The sequence below is a fragment of the Pedobacter sp. UBA5917 genome (assembly GCF_002432345.1).
In the GTDB taxonomy this organism is placed as follows: domain Bacteria; phylum Bacteroidota; class Bacteroidia; order Sphingobacteriales; family Sphingobacteriaceae; genus Pedobacter.
In genome coordinates, this window is sequence record NZ_DJDT01000008.1 from 1 (window position 1) to 15,026 (window position 15,026).

Consider the following 15,026-nt stretch of genomic DNA (forward strand, 5'->3'; position numbering starts at 1 on the left):
TTCAAACTTAGCTTTGTTATCAGCACTGAAATTTGCCAGTTCAGAATATAGTTCATCAATTTTATTCTCCAATAACTGGTCGGCACGGTAACGTTTTTTCGAATCTTTATTATCGATCATCGGATCGTTAAAACCATCAACGTGTCCGCTGGCTTTCCAAACCTTAGGGTGCATAAAAATTGCAGAATCAATACCTACAATGTTTTCGTGCATCTGTACCATGGCTTTCCACCAGTAGGTTTTGATGTTGTTTTTCAACTCGGCACCCAATTGGCCATAATCGTAAACAGCACTTAAGCCATCATATATTTCGCTGCTCTGGAATACAAAACCGTATTCTTTAGCGTGTGATATTACATTTTTAAATTGTTCGTCGTTATTCTTTTGAGCCATAATGCAGCAAAGATAATAAATAAGGTAAAAGGTAAGAGGTAAAAGGTAAAAGGTTTTTGATCAAGCTAAAAGGAACTGGAGAAAATGTATTGCAGTCAACAATTAAGCGGTTAACCCTTTTTAGCAATTAACCGCTTAACCAGTTCAACAGTTAACCAATTTGTTTACTTTTGATCCATGAAATTCCATCACTTACTATTCTTGGTTATTGTTGCCGCGTTTAGCTCGTGCAAAACAGAAGAAAGAAGCCATCAATATATTAAATTTAATAGCGCTGAAGAATTATACCGGTTCTTAAAGTGGTCGCCCGATAACCGTTTCCCATTAATCAGTGCGCACCGTGGCGGGCCGATGGCCGGTTATCCTGAAAACTGTATTGAAACCTTTGATAATGCCACAACCTACAACCCTGTGGTTATCGAATTTGATATCGCTTACAGTAAAGATTCGGTGATGGTAATTATGCACGATGATTTATTGGATAGAACTTCTACTGGAAAAGGCCCGGTTGGTAATTATACTTATGGGGAGTTAAAAGCCTTTAACCTAAAAGATAATGATGGGAATGAGACGAAATTTAAAATCCCAACATTGGATAGTGTACTGAGCTGGAGCAAAGGGAAAGTATTGTTGACCATCGATTTAAAAAAAGGTGTTTCTTACGCCAAAGTGATCGAAAAAGTAAGGCAATATAAAGTAGAAAGTAATTCGATTATCATTACCTACACAGCCGATCAGGCAAAAGAAGTACATCAACTGGCCCCCGATCTGATGATTTCGGCCTCGGTGCAAAAGAAAGCCGAGCTAAAAAGGTTAAACAATTTGGGGATTCCGGATAACCGTATTGTAGCCTTTGTGGGGGTTACTGCGCCTGATAAAGAATTATATCAATACCTGCATAGCAAAGGCATTACCACCATTTTGGGTACCATGGGCAATATTGATAAAAGTGCTATTGCGGCTCCCGCCAAAATGGTATATTACCACCTCGTTAACAATGGTGCCGATATTTTATCAGGCGATAATCTGCAGCAGGCTTCGGAAGAACTGGATAAATTCAGGTACAATAAAAAAATAAGTTCAACACATATAAATTAATTTAGCCGTCATTGCGAGGAGGAACAACGAAGAATCCTAATGGAATAGTTACTTTGCTAAAATCTCCATGCTCTTTGCCGTTAAATATACAGACATGAGTATTTCAGTTAAAAATCTTTCTAAACATTACGATAAGCAAAAAGCGGTAGATGCTATCAGTTTTGAAGCTAAACCTGGCCGTATCCTTGGCTTTTTGGGTCCGAACGGAGCAGGTAAATCTACCACCATGCGTATGCTTACCGGTTATTTGGAACCTACATCCGGCGAAGCTGAAATTTCTGGTAAGAACATCGTATCTCAAGCATTGGAGGCTAAAAAACACATTGGTTATCTGCCTGAAAATACACCGCTTTACGCCGATATGTATGTAAAAGAGTTTTTAAATTTTGTTGGACAAACTTACCAAACCGCTCATTTGTCTGCCAGGATTGATGAGGTGATCAAAATGGTAGGACTAACACCCGAGCAGCATAAAAAAATAGGTATGTTATCCAAAGGCTACCGCCAGCGCGTGGGCCTGGCGCAGGCCATTATCCATAATCCCGAAGTTTTAATTTTGGACGAGCCTACTTCGGGCCTCGATCCGAACCAACTGGTTGATATCAGGTTGCTGATCAAAACTTTGGGTGCTGCCAAAACGGTGGTGATCTCTACCCACATTATGCAGGAAGTAGAAGCTATATGCGATGATATTATTATTATCAGCAAAGGTAAAATAGTCGCAAACGATTCACTCGAAGGACTTAAAAAAGCGCATCAACAGCAGTCATTAGAAGATATTTTCAGGAAACTTACCGCTTAATTTATGCTTAATCCAAAATTTAAGATTTTACTCATCACTTTTTTATTTTTAAGTCCGGTACTTTTAAAAGCGCAAACCAGTGCCAACATCGGCATTGGAGCAGAAATCGGTTTGCCTTCGGGCAATTTTTCCAACCTGTCGGGAATAGGATTGGGTGCATCTGTAAAAGCCGATTTTCCCATCGCCGAAGATTTTGCACTAACCTTAAACGCAGGTTACATGAACTTTTTTGGCAGGAAAAACCAGTTATTCAATGTTCAGGATTTATCATATATCCCAGCAAAAGGAGGCTTTAAATATCAGTTGGGCGAAAGTTTTTATGCCGAAGGACAGTTGGGGGCTGCATTACCTTTAAATAAAGATCAGAAAACTTTATTTGCATGGTCGCCCGGTTTAGGAAATCAATTTAAGCTCGCTGGAGGGGATAAACTCGATTTAGGTATCCGTTACGAGGCATGGACGGGCAAAAGCAGTTCAGTTGGTTTAAACAAATCCAATACCAATGGTTTTGTTGGGATCAGGTTCGCTTATGTTTTGGGACTGTAATTGGATCAGAAACTAATATTGTTAGTTCTGAATGTGTAAAATTTCCCCGTTTTTTTGTTGAAATAAATCCACAATGTTGATTAATTAGACTTAATTAAGTTTTCGAGCTTTATATAATACTCGCAATTTTAGCTATTTGATACTCTTTAAAGCTATTTATTGATGTTTTATTCAGGCTTTTATTTTCTGATGGCATGGAGGTTGCCTATAAGTAGGAAAATAAAATCTAAATAATTACAATGAAAAAAACGTTATTATCTTTATTAATGGTTGCAGCACTTGGATTTGCAACTAAAGCTCAAACTATTGCAATTAAAGCTAACCCTCTTGCGCTTTTAGGTGGTACAGATTTGGTTAGTGGTGAATTTAAAATTGGCGATAACAGTTCTGCCAGCGTAGGATTAGGAGTTGCCGGTTATAAACTTGGGGGTTCAAAATACTCTAGTTTCGGCGGCGAAGCACAATACCGTTATTATTTCCGCGAAAGCTTACACGGCTGGTATGTAGGTGCAAAAGCTGGTTATCTGACCGGAAAGGTGAAAATCGAAGATTTCTTTGATGGCCAGGAATACAAAACCAATTACGGGTCATTGAACATCGGCGCTAAAGCAGGTTACCAATGGGCATTCGATAGCGGTTTTGTTATCGATTTAAACCTGGGAGCTGCTTACTCTTCATTTAAATATGATGATAACGACGGAGCTTTTTCTACCCTAAAAGGTAGTGGTGTTTTACCAAACCTAGGTTTTGGCTTAGGGTTTTCTTTCTAAATTAAATAATAAACAATTAATTATTAAGACGTTCTGATTAATCTCAGGGCGTTTTTTGTTTTTAACGGATTGAAATTTTAATTTTTGCTGTAACTTTTTGGTTTTTTCAACGTCTATTGTTTTAACTAAATAATAAGTTTCAATTAACAGAAAACACATGAAAAAAGTATTATTATCTTTATTAATGGTTGCAGGCTTAGGTTATGCAGCTTCAGCTCAAACAGAAGGCGCGGTTAACAAAATCAGCGTAGGACCAGATTTCGCTTTACCAATTGGCAAATTAGCAGATGCTAACAATTTAGGTTTTGGTGGTTCAGTTCAAGGAGAACTAAATGTTGCGAAATCACTAAACTTAACAGGTTCTGCAGGATACTTATCGTTCTCTTATAAAAAAGAGATTAAAGATGCCTATAAAGCTTTAGTTGGTTCAGAACTTAAAAATGATGGTATTATTCCTTTAAAAGTAGGTGCTAAGTATTATTTTGGCGGTAATTTTTATGGCGCTGGTGAGGTAGGAGCTGCCATTGCTACTGGCGAAGGATCCGGTACTGCTTTTGCATACTCTCCAACTTTAGGTGCATCTTTTTCTGTAGCGGATAAATCAAGTATCGATTTAGGTATACGTTACGAGGGATGGGCCAGAAATGGTTCGTCAGTATCGTTTATCGGTATCCGTGCTGCGTTCGCATTCGGTTTGTAGTAAAAACAATAATAAATTATTTAAGAGCCTCCGAGAAATTGGGGGCTTTTTTGTTTGCAATCCTTTAAATGTCTTTTAGTTAAAAAAGGAAATCAGAAGATATTTTTTAACTATCAGATTAGTTTTTTTATCATTGTAACGCTTTCGCAAAAAATAAGCGGAGCACGGAAACTAAAAATAATTCTTATAACAACTCTCAAAATCATGAAAAGATTCGTATTATCTTTATTAACAGTTGCAGGCCTGGGCTTTGCAGCTTCAGCTCAGACAGGAAAACCGGTAACTTTTGGCGTAAAAGCAGGCCTCGCTTTTCCTAATATGACCATCTCATCAGGCAGTACCTCGGTAAGTTTCGATGCCAAAACCTCATTTTATGTTGGCGGTACGGCAGAATTTGCCGTATCGGATGTGATTTCAATCCAGCCGGGCTTAACTTTTATCAGCAAAGGAACAAAATTTAACAGTAACAGCTTTGCTTTTGAAGATAGCGGAACCGGACCAAGCGAGAAAGTTACCTTAAATTTTAATTACCTCGAATTACCTGTAAATGTTTTGGCCAATTTTAAGTTGAATGGTGCGGGTAAAATATTTGTTGGCGCCGGACCATACTTTGCTTATGCTTTAAATGCAAATGGTAAATATGGATCGATCAAGGAAGATATCAAATTTGGTGAGAATGATTCTGAATTTAAGCGTACCGATTTTGGATTAAACTTTTTGGCCTGGTATCAGTTAAACAATGGTTTTAATATCCATGCAGGTTATGGCTTAGGGCTAAGCAGCGTGGCTGATGATGATATCTCGGACGAAGTAACCTTTAAAAACAAAGTTTTCACCGTTGGTGTAGGTTTTTCTTTCTAAACCGGAAATAAAAGTGAAGCCCCGAGGTATATTCGGGGCTTTTTTGTAAATAATAATTAACATTTCATCAAACTTTGTCCCATGAAGAAAATTATTTTGTTCTTATTTACATTAATACCTGCCTTATCGGTTTCTGCGCAGAAAAAAGCCTTACCGATTTCGGTAAAAGCAGGTGTAACATTCCCGAAAATTACAGCCAGTAAGGATGCAATAGCTTTTGATGGTGGGGCTATTAGTGAAAGTAGTGTTAATACCTCGTTCTATTTTGGTGCAACGGTGGATATTCCTCTAGGAAAAAATATCGCATTTCAACCAGGCTTTTCTATTGTTGGCAAAGGAACTGAAGCATCCTATTTTAGTTATAACACTGCATCAGCAAAAATTAACCTCCTTTATTTTGAGATACCGGCCAACGCTATTGCCTATATTCCGGTTGGAAAACAAAAGATATTTTTCGGCTTAGGGCCGTATCTGGGTGTCGCATTATCAGGAACGGCCAGGTATAAATATGTAATTAATGATGATGTGGTAAGACCAGATAAACAAAATGTTAAATTCGGATCGGATAGAGATTTTAAACGGTTGGATTTTGGCGGAAATGCCCTGGCTGGATTTCAGCTTGCCAACGGATTAAATATACAGGCAGGTATTAGCGCCAGTGCTGTAAAATTTTCCAATTCGAGGGATGTATATTTAAACGCTAAAAATCTGGTATATTCTGTAGGATTGGGTTTTACTTTATAACATGCATCCATTTATTTTTACCAAACTTGCCATGTAGCCTCACGGCGATCAATTTACTTCAACCTCCTTTTTAAATTTGCAGGAATAAATGGTTAACTTCGGCGTTTTAATAGCACATGTACGCAGTTTTTAAACGCGAGTTATTCAGTTTTTTGAGTTCGATGGTTGCTTATATCACCATCGGTATTTTTCTATTGGTTTCGGGGCTTTTACTCTGGTTCTTTCCCGATACTTCGGTACTTGATTATGGTTATGCCGAGCTGAGCGGTTTTTTTAGTCTGGTGCCCTATCTTTTTATGTTCCTTATTCCGGCCATCACCATGCGCTCTTTTGCTGAGGAAAGGAGAGAGGGGACCTACGAACTTTTAATTACCCGCCCCATCCGCATATGGCAGATTATTGTGGCAAAATACCTCGCCAGTTTGGTACTCGTATTGTTTGCCTTAATCCCAACGGTAGTTTATTATTACAGCATCTCAAAATTGGGTTTTCCTGAAGGGAATATTGATACCGGATCCGTTATCGGGTCGTATATCGGTCTGTTTTTACTGGGGGCAGCATTTACTGCCATCGGTATTTTTTCGTCGGCCTTAACCAAGAACCAGGTTATTGCCTTTGTAATATGTGCCGCTTTATGCGCATTTTCTTTTCTGGGTTTCGATTACACCAGCCAGATTGCTGCTTTTCAGTCTGTAGAAACCAGCATCACCAATTTAGGGATCAACCAGCATTATACTGCTATCAGTCGGGGTGTTTTAGATACCCGCGACCTGATCTATTTTATTACCTTTTCGGCTTTGTTTTTATTGTTCACTAAATTAATCATAGGAGGGAAACGATAATGAAGACGAAGAATAAATGGGTTAGTTTTATTGCTGCAATTGCCGTTTTGGTTGTTTTTAATGTGATTGGTTCTTACGTTTTTCACCGTTTCGACTTTACTGCCGACAAACGTTTTACACTGAGCGAAAAAACAAAAACCCTGTTGCAGAAAAACGGAAAACCGGTAACTATTACGGTATTTCTTTCAGGAGAACTTCCTCCAGCTTTTAAACGTTTACAGGCTGCGGTAAGCGATATTTTATCGGATTATAGGGCTTATGCCAAAAGCGAGATAAAAATTGTTTTTGTTGATCCCCTGGCCGGTTTAAATCAGGCAGAACAGGATACGGTGATCAATAATTTATACGAAAAAGGTATTGAGGCCACCAATTTAAGTGTTAAAACAGAAGAGGGCCTTACCCAGAAATTTGTTTTTCCGATGGCGATGATCGAGAGCGATGGAAAACAGCTGCCCATAAAACTTTTTCAGAATCTCGATACAAGGGGCAGTTATGAAGATAACATTAACCGATCCATCGAAAACCTCGAATATATTTTTACCTCCAGTTTAAAGAAAGTAATTACAGGTACCAATCCGCGGATCGGTTTTACCGAATCGAACGGCGAATTAACAGATCTTCAATTGGCCGATGGCATCCATTCGCTATCCAACAGTTACCTTGTTGGCCGTATTGATTTAAATACCATTGATAAAGCAGGGCTCGATAAACTGGGCATGATGGTAATTGCCAAGCCTACAAAACCTTTTACCGAAACCGAAAAATACAAGATCAATTATTTTGTAATGAACGGCGGGCGCGTACTTTGGAGTATCGATCAGGTACGGGCGGAGCTGGATAGTTTGAGGAACCGCAATGGGCAGATGGCCATTAACAGTAACCTTAACCTGGATGATATGCTTTTTATGTACGGCGCGAGGGTGAACTACAATATTATCGCCGATCCGGCTAACAGTGCCGAAATTCCGGTGTCTACAGGCGTAGTAGGTGGCCAGAACCAGATGCAACTGGTACCCTGGATTTATTATCCTATTTTATTGCCTGATACTGCACAGGATGTGGTGAAAAAACTGGATGGGATAAAATCCGAATTTCCAAGTACCGTTGATACCATTGGAGCCAAAGGCGTAAAAAAATCATATATTTTAACTACATCTCCATACAATAAGGTTTTCGAAGCGCCTAAACTGTTCAGTTTACAGATGATCAGCGAAAAATTGGATCCAAGAGCTTTTCAAAGTAAGCCACAAAATGTAGGTGCACTGTTAGAAGGAAATTTTCCGTCGGTTTTTGCCGGCAGGCCTTTACCTGCAGGTATCACCCAGCCCTATACTTTGCAAAGTACCGGTAAACCTGCCAAAATGATCGTGATCGGGGATGGCGACATTTTTAAAAATCAGGTGTCGGAACAGAACGGTACGCCTTTTCCATTGGGTTTCGACCGTTACTCGCAGCGTACTTTTGGTAATAAGGCTTTGCTACTCAATATTGTCGATTATTTTACTGATGAAGATAACCTGATCTCGTTGCGGAATAAGGAAGTAAAGATCAGGTTGCTTGATAAAGCCAAAATTAAGCTCGAAAAAACCAAATGGCAGTTTATAAATGTGGTGGCACCCTTACTATTGTTAATATTCTTTGCAATTTTTCAACATTATTACCGCAAATACAAGTACGCTAAATAATTTTTATATTTTTGAAGAAGACTAAATGATATCATGAGATTTATTGTATCCACATCAACTCTGTTAAAACACTTACAAACTGTAAATGGTGCCTCGAGCAGCAGCACGGTTTTACCTATACTAGAAAATTTTCTCTTCGAAATTAAAGATGGAAACTTAACTATCTCTGCTACCGATCTGCAAACCAGCATGACAACTGCGCTGCCTGTAGAATCAAAGGAAGAAGGTAAAGTGGCTGTTCCATCAAAAATTTTATTAGATACCTTAAAAACCTTACCAGATCAGCCTATTGCTTTTAATATTGATGACAGCACTTTTGCCATCGAGATCAGCGCAGGCGACGGTAAATATAAATTAAGCGGCGAAAACGGCGACGATTTTCCAAAAATCCCGGTTGTAGAAAATGCCTCTTCGGTAAATTTACCGGCGTCGGTTTTAACCGAAGCCATTACCAAAACCATTTTCGCGGTAAGTAATGATGAACTTCGTCCGGCTATGACAGGTGTATTCTGTCAGTTATCTCCTCAGCACATCACTTTTGTTGCAACCGATGCACACAAGTTGGTTAGATACCGTCGTATGGATAGCAAAGCGGATAAAGCAACATCATTTATTCTTCCTAAAAAGGCTTTAACACTTTTGAAAGCAGCATTACCATCTACAGATATCAATGTATCTGTTGATTATAATGCAACCAGTGCTTTCTTTAAATTTGAAAATATCAATCTGGTATGTCGTTTAATAGACGAACGCTATCCAGATTATGAGGCAGTAATTCCGACCAATAATCCGAACAAATTGATTATTGATAGGGGTCTGTTTTTAAATACACTTCGCAGGGTTGTAATTTTTGCAAATAAAACCACACACCAGGTGAGGTTAAAAATCAGCGGCAGCGAACTGAATATTTCTTCTGAGGATCTGGATTTTGCAAATGAGGCACATGAGCGTTTAAGCTGCCAATATGATGGTGAAGACCTTGAAATAGGCTTTAATGCACGTTTTTTAATCGAAATGTTAAGCAATTTAAGTGGCGATGAAGTTACTTTAGAGCTTTCGACACCGAACAGGGCAGGGCTTTTAATCCCGCAAACCAACGATGAAAATGAAGATGTTTTGATGCTGGTAATGCCGGTAATGTTAAATAATAGTTACTAAACTACTAGTTATTTAGTTTTTTTATAAGGGAATGGCTTGATTTTTGATCAAGCCATTTTTGTTTACCAACAAACCTAACCTTATGAAAATCTATACTTATCTCTCGAAATCACTGATTCTATCTATCTCTTTAACTGCAATCGCATTATCATCCTGTAAAAAACACGATCCTGATGTAATTGTTAAAGGAGAAGCCAAGGTTAAAGTGGTTAATGCTTCTCAGGCAGATGTACATCAGGATTTTTACCTTGATAATGAAAAACTGACTTCGGTTGCTTTGGCTTTTGGCGAAAGCAGCGAATATGTAAAAATCCCATCCGGCAACAGAAGTGTTTCCTATACCGGAACCGATAATATGGCTGCTGCTACCGATACTTCTCTAAATTTTACGCCATCTATTACCTACACTACATTTCTGGTAAGCAACAAGCAGGGCCAGCTCGAACTTGTTAGTTATGAAGATAACTTAAGCAATAACGAAAGCAGCAAAGCTAAAATCAAACTCATTAACCTTACGCCTAGCTTTACCACGGGTATAAATGTAATGGTACAGGGTGGTACGCAATTTGTTAATGGCCTGCCATTTAAAGAGGCATCAAATTATTTTACTGTTGATGCAGGAATGAATTTAAGGTATAATGTAGTAGGCTCTGGCACAATAAAAACCATAGAAGGTACCGCTTTGGCTGGCGGAAAGATCTATACCATCTGGTTTAGCGGAACCACAGCTGCAACACTGGAAGCCCATATTATCACTGATAATTAATTTAACAAAATTATACCGTTTCTGCTATCTTTACGTTTTATTTGCATTAGCGATTTATATGAAAAATACCCGTATTATATTCCCCATACTTTTTATGGTTTTACCTGCGTTAATGCTCTTTTCATGCATTAAGAATGATAATTTTATCAAAGGGGATGCTAAGATCAGGTACTTTCAGGCGGCTGTAACCGATACCACTCAGAATTTTTATCTAAGGGGTATTCAGTCTGGCGCCTCTACAAATTACGGCTCAAATAGCAATTATATTGTAATTGCCGGAGATTCTACCTACACCATCACTTCCAGAAATATAAATACGGGGGTTGATGTGGCAAGCGCAACGCAAAAGTTTGATATTGGTGCTAACTATTCGGTTTACTATACACGAAAAAATACGACCGATCGCCCCTTACTTAATGTTTATCAAGATGATGTAAAGCCAAATCTGACTGTGGCCAAATTAACTTTTTTAAATTTGGGTTATACTTTGGGTTCTGATGTGATTGTTAAGGATGACGGAAATGCTTTCCCTCAATTTACCATGAAATATGGAGATAGGCTAAGCCATACTGTTAATGTAACAAAGGCAACTAAAATATCTTTTACATTAACCTCTACTGTATCAACCCAACTACCAGTATCTACATTAGATTCGCTTACAGTAGCTCCCACTACTACCAAACCGGTAGGATCACTGGCCATTACCAAAGGATTGGTTTATACCGTTCTGCTCGATGGATCGAAAAAAGGAGAACTACAGATGCGTCTGGTTTCTGCCAACTAAATTATATTGCACTTTTCTAGCACTTAATCCCTTTCATATTCATACTTTTGCCCAAAATCAGATAAATTGGAATTACTACAGCAGCTTTTAGATTTTATTCTTCATATTGATGTTCATTTAGCCGAGATCGTAAACGAATACCGCACCTGGACCTATCTTATTTTATTCCTCATCATCTTTGCTGAAACAGGTTTTGTAGTCACACCGTTTCTACCTGGCGACTCGTTGCTTTTTGCAATGGGAGCTTTAATTGCCGGCGAACATGAAACAGGTTTAAACATCTGGGTTATGCTGGTTATTCTGATCGTTGCCGCAATTTTAGGCAATACGGTTAATTATAAACTGGGCAGTGTGCTGGGGGCAGGTGTATTTAAAGAGAAAAATAAGATCCTCAAACTGAAATATTATCATCAATCGCATGAGTTTTTCGAAAAACATGGTGGTAAAGCGATCATGTTGAGCCGCTTTTTACCTATTTTCAGAACCATAGCACCTTTTGTTGCCGGTATTGCAAAAATGCCTTTTGGCCGTTTTACCTATTATAATATTATTGGTGGTGTAACCTGGATTTTCGCCCTGTTAATTGGCGGTTATCTGTTGGGGCAGATTCCGGTAATCAAAAACAACTTCGAACTGGTGATTATCTTTATCGCTGTGGTTACTTTTGTACCTGCTATCTGGGCAGCAATTAAAAGCCGTTTAAAACCTAAAAAAATCGAAGAGATCATCGAAAACGGAGATACAAAAGCTTAATTAAAGTTCGCGGCCAATCAGTACGCCTCTTTGGTATTTCTGCTCGGTATCTGTTTCCTGCTTTTGTTCACCAGGCAATAATTCCCTTCTGATCAGGTTTTTAAGCACGGGTTGGCCAGCATCAACCCATGCAGCGTACCAGAATGAGCCGATGGCCAATATGGCTGCACGCATCTGCTTCTCTACCATATTGTTCATCTTATCGTGATATGCTTTAGCATATTCTTTGGAATATTGTTTAAGAATAGCACTGTTACGTTCAGAAAAGCTGTATTTCTGACTGGTAGGGAAGGATACATTTAGCTCAGCTTCGAAGGTTAAAACAGTATCAACCAAACTGTGCGTATGTTTGAGTATTTTCCAGGCTTCTTTTAATGGATTTTCGATGTAACGGGCCTTACCAACCACAAAATTGTATCGCGTAGAAAAAAGTTCGGGCAGGCGGCTTTCCCAAAAGGCATGGATACCCACCTGGTTGGTTAATTGACCGTTGTGATTGGCTGTGGTATGCAATGGTACGTGTGCATCGCCAATATAATGGCCCAAATCTGCTGAATATTTTAATATTTTTACCGAGTCGCGGGTTTTAAAAGCCTTAACCAAACTATAATAAGTACGCTCAATCTGCCAGGGCACGATCCCATCGGTATGCAGTTTTTTTAAGCCATATTTAGCTAGGGCATCATTCCATTTTTCGGGAATACTATCGATGTTTTTCTCATAGTTTTCTACATCGAGGTAATGCCGTGGAGCTTCCAGAGTATCGGCATACCTTCGTTTATCGGGGTCTACCGCATGTTCGGTAATGTATTTGATGTTCTTTTTATAGAAACCGATCATGCTGGGCGGCAAAGTAAAAACCGCAAGATTGTTTATCCTTTGGTGTGCAAAGAACCCCCAGGAGGTACAAAGAAATAGTGGGATGATTAACGTAATGATTGCCGTTAATCTTTTCATATCAAACAAGATACGGAATTTTCCTGATAACTCCCAGGGATTGTGTTTTAGAATTTAGGCATTTTCGAGTACGGCCTTATCAAGCTTTTTCATCTGCATCACTTTTTCCATTACCCTTTGGGCTTTTTCGGGTTCGGCCATTAGCTCGCCCAGGTTAGAAGGAACAATCTGCCACGAGAGGCCAAATTTATCTTTCAACCAGCCGCAAACGCTTTCTTCGCCGCCATTTTTGCTTAAGGTATTCCAGTAGTAATCTATCTCCTCCTGACTATCACAATTTACCATAAGCGAAATGGCTTCGTTGAACTTAAATTGCGGACCGCCATTAAGCCCCATAAATTTATTTCCATTCAGTTCGAAGGTAACTACCATTGGGGTAACCTGGGTAATTTTAGCGTCTTTAAAAACTGTACAATAATAATTAGCTGCTGCCTCGGCCTGTCCGTCGAACCAAAGGCATGTTACAAGTGGTTTTGCCATTTTATATAGGTTTTTTGTTAGTACCAAGTTAAGCAGGATATTTAAACTGCATAAGGTATGAAAAAGACGTTTTTAGGGGGCGATTTAGACAATCACAGCCTAAATTTAAACGCCAAATTGATTTAAATGATGGTCTAAGTGTTTATAAAACATGTTGTTCCATTCGGTTTTGGTTAACGCCCCGAACGAATGCGACGCTTTACCATCAAAATGGCTTTCGCCAAGCTGCTGGGTTTTATTGATGTAAGCAATTAAACGGCTTTTTTCTTTTTCAAAATCCTTTTCACCTTTAATGATAAACTGTGGTGCCGTTTGGTTATTTTTTGGGTAAGGCTTTTCGTTTACCACTTTATTTTTGACCAGTGTTTTGAGTAGAAACCTGGTAAATGGCCCCGGTTTTGGATGGATATCGTCGTAAACGAGTTCATAGCTCACATTACAATGCGCCAGCATCTGTGCAACATTCATTTTGCCCCAAAGTTGTGCTGTTGAAGGGCTAAGCTGGTTAATTCTTTCGGTGATTTCGCCGGTTACTGCGGGTTCAAAGATATTTTTCATGGTTTAATTAAATAAGATCTCCGTTCTATAAATATTAAAAATTTCTGTGCCTAATTCATTCAGTTTTTCGATAAGGGTTTCAGAACCATTTTTTATAACATGGTCACGTTCATTTTCTGTTATGGGGATCATCCACAGCATATTGACTTTACTATTTCTATAATCTTCAAATTCCAGTTTAGGCAGAACTTTTAGGTTTTTAACTAAAATTACGGATGTGATTTTAGTATTTTTAAGTTTCATAAAAGTAATCGTGTGGCCATTACCCATCCATGTCATCCTTGTCCAAGGAATATCTGCCTGTCCACTTATCCAATTTGCCAGTTCGTTTAATTCTGATTCTTTTTGGCCAGACTTTAATATCAAACCCAGTTCAATCCTATTAATGTCGTTGGGTGTTTCGCTATACATTTCAACAGTTGGCATAGGAATCAATGATAAGCCTACAGTAGCAAATACATCATTAAATTCACCGGTTTTTAGGAATAATCCTTTTGGTGGCCATTCGTTTCCGTCTATTGCATAATATTTATCACCATCACCCAAAAATTCTTTATAAGTATTTAAAAGCTGAGGTTGTCTGATCTGAAACGGGTTAGGTTTATTGGTCCATAAAGACCAAAATTCCTGGGCATTTTTTACTCTATCTGTAAGAATGTTCGATTCTGTAAGTTCCCAGCAAAATTCGCCCTGTCCGTTACAATCTCTTGCATAGCCAAAGAAATCGCCAATACCAGACCACGAGGGGATAATTGCAAGTATTTCTCCATTTTCCAATAATGCAGCGCCATCACCTTCTTCAAGCCAAATAATTTCCAGATCTTCACTTTTCAAAGGGGTTTGTCCTTCAGGAAACCTACAAAACGTATTGGTAAGCATCGGTGGTATTCCTTTTTCGATAAGATTTGTTTCAATTTTTACCGGCGCAGCTATAAAGTTTCTGACCCAGCAACTTTTAATGCCAAAATCGGTTTCTTTATCGCCCCAAAGATAGAAATAAGCAACCCTGTTATCTTGTTCGATTACCGCGGTAATTGGACAGTTCGGGCTACGCAATTCGAGAAGCACTTTCGGTGACTGGTATTTTTCTTTTTCAGAAGAAAATAATTTTTTTAGAAGGCTCATTAAA

Annotated in this window: 17 protein-coding genes and 1 pseudogene; 13 read left to right on the forward strand and 5 right to left on the reverse strand. The window is 38.7% G+C overall.

The genetic code is table 11. The features are described from left to right. Positions 1–393: pseudogene (locus B2V92_RS00600) on the reverse strand (glycine--tRNA ligase); the annotation flags it as partial. A 177-nt stretch (positions 394–570) separates the two neighbouring features. Here B2V92_RS00600 and B2V92_RS00605 point away from each other — a divergent pair. The 13 genes from B2V92_RS00605 (at position 571) to B2V92_RS00665 (ending at position 11,902) form a co-directional block, all read left to right on the forward strand. After that, entirely contained in the window at positions 571–1,491 is a 921-nt protein-coding gene (locus B2V92_RS00605) for a glycerophosphodiester phosphodiesterase family protein (protein WP_293303850.1), read from the forward strand. Between the two features lie 94 nt (positions 1,492–1,585). Further along, on the forward strand, positions 1,586–2,293 hold the full coding sequence (locus tag B2V92_RS00610; protein WP_293303852.1) for an ATP-binding cassette domain-containing protein: 708 nt from the start codon (positions 1,586–1,588) through the stop codon (positions 2,291–2,293). A 3-nt stretch (positions 2,294–2,296) separates the two neighbouring features. After that, complete coding sequence (locus B2V92_RS00615; protein ID WP_293303854.1) at positions 2,297–2,839, forward strand: hypothetical protein; 543 nt, start codon at positions 2,297–2,299, stop codon at positions 2,837–2,839. A gap of 239 nt (positions 2,840–3,078) precedes the next feature. After that, positions 3,079–3,609 carry a DUF3575 domain-containing protein gene (locus B2V92_RS00620; protein WP_293303856.1) on the forward strand — a complete coding sequence of 177 codons (531 nt, stop codon included), beginning with the start codon at positions 3,079–3,081 and terminating at the stop codon, positions 3,607–3,609. Positions 3,610–3,766: 157 nt separating this feature from the next. Further along, positions 3,767–4,309 (forward strand): hypothetical protein, encoded by a 543-nt coding sequence (locus B2V92_RS00625; protein WP_293303858.1) that lies wholly within the window; start codon positions 3,767–3,769, stop codon positions 4,307–4,309. 204 nt (positions 4,310–4,513) lie between these two features. Next, a complete protein-coding gene (locus B2V92_RS00630) occupies positions 4,514–5,170 on the forward strand; it encodes a porin family protein (RefSeq protein ID WP_293303860.1) in 657 nt (218 codons plus the stop codon). Between the two features lie 81 nt (positions 5,171–5,251). Next, entirely contained in the window at positions 5,252–5,914 is a 663-nt protein-coding gene (locus tag B2V92_RS00635) for a porin family protein (RefSeq protein ID WP_293303862.1), read from the forward strand. A gap of 116 nt (positions 5,915–6,030) precedes the next feature. Beyond that, positions 6,031–6,756 carry a gliding motility-associated ABC transporter permease subunit GldF gene (gene gldF, locus B2V92_RS00640; RefSeq protein ID WP_293303864.1) on the forward strand — a complete coding sequence of 242 codons (726 nt, stop codon included), beginning with the start codon at positions 6,031–6,033 and terminating at the stop codon, positions 6,754–6,756. Continuing rightward, positions 6,756–8,441 (forward strand): gliding motility-associated ABC transporter substrate-binding protein GldG, encoded by a 1,686-nt coding sequence (gene gldG, locus B2V92_RS00645; protein WP_293303866.1) that lies wholly within the window; start codon positions 6,756–6,758, stop codon positions 8,439–8,441. The genes gldF and gldG overlap by 1 nt, the downstream gene beginning before the upstream one ends. A 33-nt stretch (positions 8,442–8,474) precedes the next feature. Then, on the forward strand, positions 8,475–9,599 hold the full coding sequence (gene dnaN / locus B2V92_RS00650) for a DNA polymerase III subunit beta (protein ID WP_113948421.1): 1,125 nt from the start codon (positions 8,475–8,477) through the stop codon (positions 9,597–9,599). Positions 9,600–9,681: 82 nt separating this feature from the next. Beyond that, entirely contained in the window at positions 9,682–10,365 is a 684-nt protein-coding gene (locus B2V92_RS00655) for a DUF4397 domain-containing protein (RefSeq protein WP_293303871.1), read from the forward strand. Between the two features lie 58 nt (positions 10,366–10,423). Further along, on the forward strand, positions 10,424–11,149 hold the full coding sequence (locus B2V92_RS00660; protein ID WP_293303873.1) for a hypothetical protein: 726 nt from the start codon (positions 10,424–10,426) through the stop codon (positions 11,147–11,149). A 66-nt stretch (positions 11,150–11,215) separates the two neighbouring features. Further along, positions 11,216–11,902 carry a DedA family protein gene (locus B2V92_RS00665; protein WP_293303874.1) on the forward strand — a complete coding sequence of 229 codons (687 nt, stop codon included), beginning with the start codon at positions 11,216–11,218 and terminating at the stop codon, positions 11,900–11,902. On the opposite strand, the gene B2V92_RS00670 is transcribed toward B2V92_RS00665, so the two are convergent. The 4 genes from B2V92_RS00670 to B2V92_RS00685 form a co-directional block, all read right to left on the reverse strand. Continuing rightward, complete coding sequence (locus B2V92_RS00670) at positions 11,903–12,859, reverse strand: zinc dependent phospholipase C family protein (protein ID WP_293303875.1); 957 nt, start codon at positions 12,857–12,859, stop codon at positions 11,903–11,905. Positions 12,860–12,913: 54 nt separating this feature from the next. Further along, positions 12,914–13,339, reverse strand: a complete 426-nt coding sequence (locus tag B2V92_RS00675) for a VOC family protein (RefSeq protein ID WP_293303876.1) — start codon at positions 13,337–13,339, stop codon at positions 12,914–12,916. A 105-nt stretch (positions 13,340–13,444) separates the two neighbouring features. Then, positions 13,445–13,897 (reverse strand): DUF1569 domain-containing protein, encoded by a 453-nt coding sequence (locus tag B2V92_RS00680; RefSeq protein ID WP_293303877.1) that lies wholly within the window; start codon positions 13,895–13,897, stop codon positions 13,445–13,447. A gap of 3 nt (positions 13,898–13,900) precedes the next feature. Continuing rightward, positions 13,901–15,022 carry a suppressor of fused domain protein gene (locus B2V92_RS00685; protein WP_293303879.1) on the reverse strand — a complete coding sequence of 374 codons (1,122 nt, stop codon included), beginning with the start codon at positions 15,020–15,022 and terminating at the stop codon, positions 13,901–13,903. Positions 15,023–15,026 lie beyond the last annotated feature (4 nt).

Bases quoted from the DNA above. Each gene is read 5' to 3' on its own strand.
- B2V92_RS00605 (WP_293303850.1), top strand. From the start codon at position 571: ATGAAATTCCATCACTTACTATTCTTGGTTATTGTTGCCGCGTTTAGC.
- B2V92_RS00610 (WP_293303852.1), top strand. From the start codon at position 1,586: ATGAGTATTTCAGTTAAAAATCTTTCTAAACATTACGATAAGCAAAAA.
- B2V92_RS00615 (WP_293303854.1), top strand. From the start codon at position 2,297: ATGCTTAATCCAAAATTTAAGATTTTACTCATCACTTTTTTATTTTTA.
- B2V92_RS00620 (WP_293303856.1), top strand. From the start codon at position 3,079: ATGAAAAAAACGTTATTATCTTTATTAATGGTTGCAGCACTTGGATTT.
- B2V92_RS00625 (WP_293303858.1), top strand. From the start codon at position 3,767: ATGAAAAAAGTATTATTATCTTTATTAATGGTTGCAGGCTTAGGTTAT.
- B2V92_RS00630 (WP_293303860.1), top strand. From the start codon at position 4,514: ATGAAAAGATTCGTATTATCTTTATTAACAGTTGCAGGCCTGGGCTTT.
- B2V92_RS00635 (WP_293303862.1), top strand. From the start codon at position 5,252: ATGAAGAAAATTATTTTGTTCTTATTTACATTAATACCTGCCTTATCG.
- gldF (WP_293303864.1), top strand. From the start codon at position 6,031: ATGTACGCAGTTTTTAAACGCGAGTTATTCAGTTTTTTGAGTTCGATG.
- gldG (WP_293303866.1), top strand. From the start codon at position 6,756: ATGAAGACGAAGAATAAATGGGTTAGTTTTATTGCTGCAATTGCCGTT.
- dnaN (WP_113948421.1), top strand. From the start codon at position 8,475: ATGAGATTTATTGTATCCACATCAACTCTGTTAAAACACTTACAAACT.
- B2V92_RS00655 (WP_293303871.1), top strand. From the start codon at position 9,682: ATGAAAATCTATACTTATCTCTCGAAATCACTGATTCTATCTATCTCT.
- B2V92_RS00660 (WP_293303873.1), top strand. From the start codon at position 10,424: ATGAAAAATACCCGTATTATATTCCCCATACTTTTTATGGTTTTACCT.
- B2V92_RS00670 (WP_293303875.1), bottom strand. From the start codon at position 12,859: ATGAAAAGATTAACGGCAATCATTACGTTAATCATCCCACTATTTCTT.
- B2V92_RS00675 (WP_293303876.1), bottom strand. From the start codon at position 13,339: ATGGCAAAACCACTTGTAACATGCCTTTGGTTCGACGGACAGGCCGAG.
- B2V92_RS00680 (WP_293303877.1), bottom strand. From the start codon at position 13,897: ATGAAAAATATCTTTGAACCCGCAGTAACCGGCGAAATCACCGAAAGA.
- B2V92_RS00685 (WP_293303879.1), bottom strand. From the start codon at position 15,022: ATGAGCCTTCTAAAAAAATTATTTTCTTCTGAAAAAGAAAAATACCAG.